Genomic DNA, 7,846 nt, shown 5'->3' with positions numbered 1-7,846 from the left:
ACTCCGCCCTTTCACGGCGGCAACAGGGGTTCGAACCCCCTAGGGGACGCCATTTACTTCATACCTCTAGATCTGAAGTAAAACGCTTAACCTACTTAGTGAAAGTCGGCCATATCAGACCGCTTTTTCGCCGTCTTTCAGACTCTTCCTTTCCTGTTTTTCTCCGTGGACTTTCTGGTCACGCATAATAAACACGCCCACACCAACAAAAAACACTACCATCAGCAGCACTGTTACAATCCCGGCAACAACAACGACATCCATATACATGATTTTTCTCCTGACCCTTATCAAACTTGATTAAGCTCAGGTTACGTCACCGCTAAATACAGATATTGATCCAAATCAATGGTGGACATCACAGTTAGGTTCGAAGATTCGGCAAACACCAAAGCAAGCACATTTTCGAGCATTTTCAGGGAATTTGCTTAGCAGTACTGCTATAGTCACCAAACAATTTGTTATTGTTTTTTATAACTAATCCGGGTGGCTTAAGTATTACATGCCCAAACTGCCGTCACGCTTCCAACGTTTTCGCTCGGGCTCTCCCCTGTCTTTCAGGCTGCTTGCCTGGATACTTCTGTTTAGCTCGGCATTCACCCTGATCGCTTCGGCTATCCAAATCTACTCCGATTACAGCAAAGAACTTTCTCAAATTGATAGCCGCATGCAGCAGGTTGAATCCGGGTATGCTTCCAGTCTTGCCAGAAGCCTCTGGGCCCTCGACCAAAAGCTTCTTCAAACGCAAATGGAGGGCATACTCAGCCTGCCAGACATCGTTCATTTGCGACTGGGCATTGAGCCCGACTCTGAACTTGTAATGGGCAAAATTCGCCGTGGCGCTGACACCAAGTCTCACCAATTCGATGTCATCCATGAAGGCAATGACGAACTCAAACTCGGCGACCTCACTGTAACCGCCAATCTGGATCGTGTTTACCAGGATCTGAAGATAAAAATTGGCATCATTATGGCCACCCAGTTCCTGAAGACATTTTTTGTTTCCATACTCATTATTATAATTTTTCAGCATTTTGTGACACGCCACCTGACCACCATGGCAAATTACGCAAAGGACCTTTCTCTAAAAAACCTCGGCACCCCACTTACTCTGGACCGCTCAGACACTCCCTCACATCGTAGCGATGAAATCGGGCGCGTAACTGAAGCCATCAACCAGATGCGCAAGCGGCTGAACGACGATATGATTCGCCAGGAGAAAGACGCGGCCGAGATTCACAAATTCTCCAAGGCGATCGAGCAAAGCCCCTCATCCGTTGTTATGTGTGATCGTCAGTGGCGAGTGGAGTTTGTCAATCAAAAGTTCACGCAGCTTACTGGCTTTAACCCAAAATCGATTATTGGGCGCCACCCGGGCGCCCTGAGCGATAATCACATAGAAAATAGAGACAACCGCCACCTCTGGCAATCTATCCGTTTACAGGTTCAGCGCGTTGGTGTTTGGCAGGGCGAGGTAAACAGTGTGCGTCGAAACGGTGAGCGGTTCTGGGAACAGCTGATCGTAACACCCATTAAAGATGCCGCCGGTCACGCCACGGGGTATATTATCCTCGGTGAAGACATCAGCATTCGAAAGCGCTATGAACAACAGTTATTGCGCCAGGCAAACTACGATATTTTAACCGGCCTCCCCAACCGCATGCTCGCACTAGACCGGTTGAAATTGGCGCTGGCACAGGCCAGGCGTGAAAACTCTATGGTTGGGGTTATGTTTCTGGATCTTGATAACTTCAAGCACATTAACGACACTCTGGGCCACGACGCCGGCGACAACCTACTAATCGAGGCAGCTCGCAGAATTTCCAGTTGTCTGCGCGGAACCAGCACCGTCGCCCGGCTTGGGGGGGACGAATTTCTGGTGATTCTGCCAGGACTCACTGGCCCGGAATCCTCTTCTCAGGTAGCGGAGCGCATCCTTGAAAACTTCACTCCGGCCTATGCCCTGAATGGCCAGGAAGTATTTGTCACCACCAGCATTGGCATTGCGATCTTTCCTACTGACTCCGACAACAGCGGCACCCTGCTCCAGCACGCAGATGCAGCCATGTATCAGGCCAAGCATCAGGGTAAAAGCTCTTACGCACACTTCTCTCCGGAAATGTCTGAGGTATCCCATGAACGCCTACAGATGGAATCTCGCATGCGGCGAGCACTGGAACTGCAGGAGTTTGAGCTCTACTACCAGCCTATCGTAGATACTACTACCGGCGAACTGCGGGCAGCAGAAGCACTGTTGCGCTGGAACAACCCTGTTATGGGCATGGTTATGCCAGACCGTTTTATCCCATTGGCCGAAGAAACCGGGTTGATCATTCCTATCGGGGTATGGGTACTCGAACAGGCCTGCCTTGCAGCAAAGGGCTGGAAGGAATCGACCGGTCAGGATATAGGCATATCGGTTAATGTATCCCCTCGACAATTTCGCGATCCAGGCTTTACCAAAGCCGTTATGGGCGCGCTTTCCAACAACAACCTGGCTCCAGAAAGGCTGGAACTGGAAATCACCGAACGTTTGCTACTCGATAATTCAATTGAAACAGCAGACATTTTAAGAGAACTGGATCGGGCGGGAATCCGCCTGTCGGTAGACGACTTCGGCACTGGCTACTCTGCCCTCAGCTATCTTAAGAGCTACCCCTTTGACACTCTTAAAATCGACAAATCGTTTATCCAAGATGTCATGAAAGAGCCAGAAGACGCCGCCCTTGTGCGTGCCATTATCAACATGGCTCACAGCCTCGGGCTTGCCATTGTCGCCGAAGGTGTTGAGGAAGAATCACAAACCTATTTCCTGAAACGCGAAGGTTGTGACTTCGCCCAAGGCTTTTTCTACAGCCATCCACTCCCTGCCGGGGAGTTTATCGAATGGCTGAAAACCAATCACCGTATACCAACCTGACACCCAGGGAACTGTGGGAACATGAAACAATCCGTTCTTGTTGTTAACTGTGGCAGCTCTTCTTTAAAGCTCGCCCTATTCGACGAAAATGAAAAAAAACTCGCATCAGCAATAGCAGAACGCCTTAACCAGCCGGATGCGTTTGCACGAATTGATGGCGACGCCCGATCCGTTGCGCTCTCTGCCAGCTCCAATCACAAGCAGGCATTGCAGGCGTTGGTTTCAGCTTTTCGGGAGCGTCAACTCATGTCCGGGGTGCCCACCTCTATTGGTCACCGTGTTGTCCATGGCGGAGAAACATTTCGCCAAGCCGTCCTGATTGACGACAGTGTCGTGACGGCCATCGATAACTGCGCCGGCCTTGCGCCGCTTCACAACCCAGTCAACCTTGCTGGAATCGAGGCTACACGTGAACTGTTTCCTGAGTCGCCGCAGATCGCCGTGTTTGATACTGCCTACCATCAAACCCTTGCACCGCGAGCATTCCTTTATGCGCTGCCAGAAGCTTACTACCGTGACTGGGCTGTTCGGCGCTATGGCTTCCATGGCATAAGCCACTTCTTCATGGCGAATGAAACCGGTAAGCGCCTTGGAAAACCTTCCGAAACAACCTCTATCATCTCAGCCCACCTTGGCAACGGGTGTAGCATCACCGCAATTAAAGATGGTCTGAGTGTCGATACCAGTATGGGGCTTACCCCGCTCGAAGGGCTGGTTATGGGCACTCGAAGCGGCGACATTGACCCTGGGCTTTTTGAATACTTACGCACTAAAGGCGTTGCCCTGGAGGACGTTCACAAGGTGCTTAACCATGAAAGCGGGCTGCTCGGAATTTCAGGGCAAACCAACGACATGCGCACACTTTGTGAACTGGCTGTTAACGGCCACGAGCCTTCCGCTCTTGCCATCGAGATTTTCTGCTTCCGCTTAGCAAAATACGTAGGCGCTATGATGGCATCGCTAAACCAACTGAACGCGTTAGTGTTCACCGGTGGTATCGGAGAAAACAGTGTGCAGGTGCGTGAGAAAACTCTAAGCCATCTAGGCCTTCTAGGGTTTGGTATTGATGCCGATAAAAACAAGCAGCATGGTCGTTACACTGAAGGCCGAATAGAAAGCGCTCATTCGCGCTTTCCTGTTCTGGTCATCCCGACTAACGAAGAACTGGTCATTGCCCGCGAGGCAGCGCGCCTAGCCCAATTATCCTGATCGATACCCGTAGCCAAGCCGTTTAAAGCAACGTTTTAGCAAACCATTTACCGAATTTTTAAAGAACTATCGGAACCTCTTTATGGCTAAAAGTCTATTTATCGCCCCGACATCCATGGGTTCAGGGCTCACATCCGTTTGTTTGGGCCTATTACGCGCTATGGAACGCGTGGGCATCAGTGTTGGATTCTACAAACCCTTTTGCCAATCGGTTAATCAGGGCGAGTCCCAACACAACAACGGCAAAGACTCTTCCGTTACCTTTGTCCGCTCGCGCAGCCACCTACAGCCACCGGAACCGTTTCCCCTAAAAAAAGCCCAACATTTGCTGAACCGTGGAAAATCAGACTTCTTAATGGAAACCGTGGTCGGCGAGTACCAAAAGGTCGCCAAAGATGTTGATGTGGTGATCATCGAAGGGCTGGTACCCGATCGCAGCGAAGCTTACATAGCACGACTTAACGTAGAAGTGGCCCGCAACCTCGGTTCCGAGGTGGTGTTGGTCAGCACCCCGGGAAAATGCAGTGCTGCCGAGCTTGATGAAGATCTGGACTTTTCCGCGCGCCTGTTCTCGGATGTATCCGCACAAGATGTGATTGCCGTTATCCTTAACAAGCTCGGTGAACCAGAAAGATCGGGGCTCGAACCCTATAGCAATATCAGTCAAACGCCCTGCGAAACTATTGATTATGAGAGCGCTTGCAGCGTCTTTCGGGATGGGCGTTTCCGGCTACTGGCAGAAATCCCCTGGCAACCGGATTTAATGGCGCCGCGGGTATCCGATATTGCCCGAGAGCTAGATATTCCCGTGTTGCACGAAGGTCAGATGCATACCCGAAGGGTTCAAAAAGTGTCTGTGTGTGCCCGATCGATTCGCAACATGACCCAAACCTTAGGTCCAGGCACGCTGATGGTCACACCCGGAGATCGCGAAGATATTATTGTGGCCACCGCTGTAGCAGCCCTCAACGGCGTGCCTCTCGCCGGCCTGATGCTAACCGGTGGTCTAATGCCTGACCAGCGTGTGATCGATCTGTGCTCGCGAGCACTGGGTACCGGGTTGCCGGTGCTAAGCTCGCACACTAATACCTACGAAACCGCCCACATGTTGGCAAACCTTTCCGCCGCGATTCCAACCGATGATCCGGACAGAATCGAAAAAGCCATGGAAACGGTCGCTACCAAAATCGATACCGACTGGCTTCAGGAGCACCTGCGTGTTGCAGTTCAGAGCCGTTTATCGCCCCCGGCCTTCCGCTACCAACTTTCAGAACGCGCCCGGGCAGCTAACAAGCGCATTGTGCTTCCAGAAGGCTGTGAGCCCCGCACCGTACAGGCTGCCATTATTTGCCACCAACGTAAGCTTGCCCGTTGCGCGCTGATCGGCGACGAAACGGAAATCCGAGACATTGCTGCGTCCCAGGGCCTAGAGTTGCCTGATGATATTGAAATCATCGATCCTGCCAAGGTGCGTAAAAGCTACGTTGCGCCAATGGTTGAACTGCGCAAACACAAAGGCCTAGCGCCAGACATGGCCGAAGCTATGCTTGAGGACAACGTAGTTATGGGCACCATGATGGTCGCGCTGGATGAAGCCGACGGCCTGGTTTCCGGTGCCATTCACACCACCGCTAATACAGTACGCCCCGCCCTGCAACTGATCAAAACCCACGATCAAGCCAAAGTTGTCTCCTCGGTATTTTTCATGCTTCTACCACAACAGGTTGTGGTCTACGGCGACTGTGCGATCAACCCCGATCCAAACGCCGAGGAACTTGCGGATATTGCTATACAAAGTGCGGAGTCAGCGGAAGCCTTTGGTGTTGAGCCAGTTGTTGCCATGATCAGCTATAGCACTGGCGAATCCGGGAGCGGGCACGATGTGGAGAAGGTGCGCGAGGCCACCAAAATTGCCCGCGAACGCCGGCCAGATTTACTTATTGATGGGCCGCTACAGTACGACGCAGCCGCCATCGAAAGCGTTGCCCGCAGCAAAGCGCCAAACAGCAAGGTGGCCGGTAAAGCGACGGTGTTCATCTTCCCGGATCTCAACACGGGCAACACCACCTACAAGGCGGTTCAACGTAGCGCCAACGTAGTGAGTATTGGGCCGATGCTTCAGGGTTTGAGAAAGCCGGTTAACGATTTGTCGCGGGGTGCGCTGGTAGAGGATATTGTGTTTACCATCGCACTAACTGCAGTACAGGCAAAGCAGGTAGCGGATGCGGGGCTGGCTTAAGCCACCCCGCTCAACAAAACAACCTGTCAGCGTTTGGTGCTTTTCTGGCGGGTTCTTTTCACTTTGCGCCCTTCTTTCAAGTCGTTGTCTTTTTTGACCTTCTGACGTGGCGTCTGCCGATCAACTTTTCCGGCAAAGGGGTTCTCGCTGGATTTGAACTCAAACCGAATCGGCGAGCCTGTCACCTTCAGTACCTTGCGGAACGTATTCTCAAGATAACGCTTGTAAGAACCCGGCAGCGAAGCTGTCTGGTTGCCGTGAACAACAATAACTGGCGGGTTAGAGCCACCCTGGTGAGCATAACGTAACTTAATTCTGCGCCCGCGAACCATGGGCGGCTGATGCTGAGAAATCGCATCCTCGAGTATGGTTGTAAGGTGGTTGGTTGGCCACTTGGCCATGGCCGATTCGTAACAGGCCTCCACCGACTCATACATAACACCCACGCCGGACCCATGAAGCGCAGAAATATAGTGCTTGTCGGCGTAATCAAGAAAGTCCAACCGACGTTTTACTTGCTCTTTTACCTTGGCCCGATCTTCGGGGTCCATGCCATCCCATTTATTCACCGCAACTACCAGTGAACGGCCGGCATCAAGCACGAAACCGATCAGGTGAAGATCCTGATCAACTAGCCCCTCACGCGCATCAATAACAAGTATCACCACATGGGCATCATCGATGGCCTTCAGTGTCTTGATGATCGAAAACTTTTCCACCGCCTCATTAACATTTTTGCGGCGTCGAACACCTGCGGTATCAATAAGTGTGTATTGTTTATCTTGGCGCTCATAAGGAATGTAAACACTGTCTCGAGTGGTGCCGGGCATGTCATAAACAATCACTCGCTCTTCGCCCAGCATCCGGTTAACAAGTGTCGACTTACCAACATTGGGTCGACCAACTATGCCAATGCGGATACCCGGATAGCGGTCAGCCCTGTCGCCTTCAACCCGATCGTCCTCAGAGGGCAGCAATACCTCCAGCATCGAACGGATGCCACGGTTATGAGACGCCGCCACCATGAACGTTGATTCAAACCCAAGACTATAAAAATCAGCAGCCGCGATATCGGGATCCTGGCCATCGGTTTTATTGACCACCAGATGAGCCTGCTTGCCCGATCGACGCATGTGATCGGCGATCATCTCATCACCTGCCGTAAGGCCTGCCCGACCATCAACCAAAAACAGAACAATGTCTGCCTCGTCTACGGCCTGCATGGACTGTCGGGCCATTTCGGCATCCAGCCCTTCTTCGGTACCCGTAAGACCGCCGGTATCAATAACGATAAAGCGCTGGTCTTCGTAAGTGCCCTCACCGTACTTGCGATCCCGGGTCAGGCCGGGAAAATCCGCCACCAGAGCATCTCGAGAGCGCGTCATCTGGTTAAATAATGTCGATTTGCCAACATTTGGGCGGCCGACAAGGGCAATTACTGGGGTCATAATGGTTCGCTATACAGTCGTTTTAGGCTC

The 7,846-nt window shown here is 52.0% G+C and carries 5 protein-coding genes; 3 read left to right on the top strand and 2 right to left on the bottom strand.

Annotation, left to right across the window (positions count from 1 at the left end):
• Positions 1-114 precede the first annotated feature (114 nt).
• Positions 115-270, bottom strand: a complete 156-nt coding sequence (gene ccoM / locus ACTH3S_RS17050; RefSeq protein WP_441810211.1) for a cytochrome c oxidase subunit CcoM — start codon at positions 268-270, stop codon at positions 115-117.
• Between the two features lie 232 nt (positions 271-502).
• On the opposite strand from ccoM, the gene ACTH3S_RS17045 reads away from it, so the two are divergent.
• The 3 genes from ACTH3S_RS17045 to pta all read left to right on the top strand — a co-directional run bounded on the left by ACTH3S_RS17045 (position 503) and on the right by pta (position 6,368).
• Positions 503-2,920, top strand: a complete 2,418-nt coding sequence (locus ACTH3S_RS17045) for an EAL domain-containing protein (RefSeq protein WP_441810210.1) — start codon at positions 503-505, stop codon at positions 2,918-2,920.
• Positions 2,921-2,941: 21 nt separating this feature from the next.
• Positions 2,942-4,129: an acetate kinase gene (locus tag ACTH3S_RS17040; RefSeq protein ID WP_441810209.1), complete on the top strand. Its 1,188-nt coding sequence runs from the start codon at positions 2,942-2,944 to the stop codon at positions 4,127-4,129.
• 82 nt (positions 4,130-4,211) lie between these two features.
• Positions 4,212-6,368 carry a phosphate acetyltransferase gene (gene pta, locus ACTH3S_RS17035; RefSeq protein ID WP_441810208.1) on the top strand — a complete coding sequence of 719 codons (2,157 nt, stop codon included), beginning with the start codon at positions 4,212-4,214 and terminating at the stop codon, positions 6,366-6,368.
• A gap of 26 nt (positions 6,369-6,394) precedes the next feature.
• Here the strand turns inward: pta and der are convergent, their stop codons facing one another.
• Positions 6,395-7,816 (bottom strand): ribosome biogenesis GTPase Der, encoded by a 1,422-nt coding sequence (der, locus tag ACTH3S_RS17030; RefSeq protein ID WP_441810207.1) that lies wholly within the window; start codon positions 7,814-7,816, stop codon positions 6,395-6,397.
• Positions 7,817-7,846 lie beyond the last annotated feature (30 nt).

Source organism: Marinobacter sp. (assembly GCF_052094685.1).
Taxonomy (GTDB): domain Bacteria; phylum Pseudomonadota; class Gammaproteobacteria; order Pseudomonadales; family Oleiphilaceae; genus Marinobacter.
Note: the sequence above shows the minus strand (reverse complement) of the source record. Positions and strands in the feature narration are given on the sequence as shown.

Excerpts from the sequence above, each read along its gene's own strand:
- der (WP_441810207.1), bottom strand. The coding sequence starts at position 7,816 with ATGACCCCAGTAATTGCCCTTGTCGGCCGCCCAAATGTTGGCAAATCG.
- pta (WP_441810208.1), top strand. The coding sequence starts at position 4,212 with ATGGCTAAAAGTCTATTTATCGCCCCGACATCCATGGGTTCAGGGCTC.
- ccoM (WP_441810211.1), bottom strand. The coding sequence starts at position 270 with ATGTATATGGATGTCGTTGTTGTTGCCGGGATTGTAACAGTGCTGCTG.
- ACTH3S_RS17040 (WP_441810209.1), top strand. The coding sequence starts at position 2,942 with ATGAAACAATCCGTTCTTGTTGTTAACTGTGGCAGCTCTTCTTTAAAG.
- ACTH3S_RS17045 (WP_441810210.1), top strand. The coding sequence starts at position 503 with ATGCCCAAACTGCCGTCACGCTTCCAACGTTTTCGCTCGGGCTCTCCC.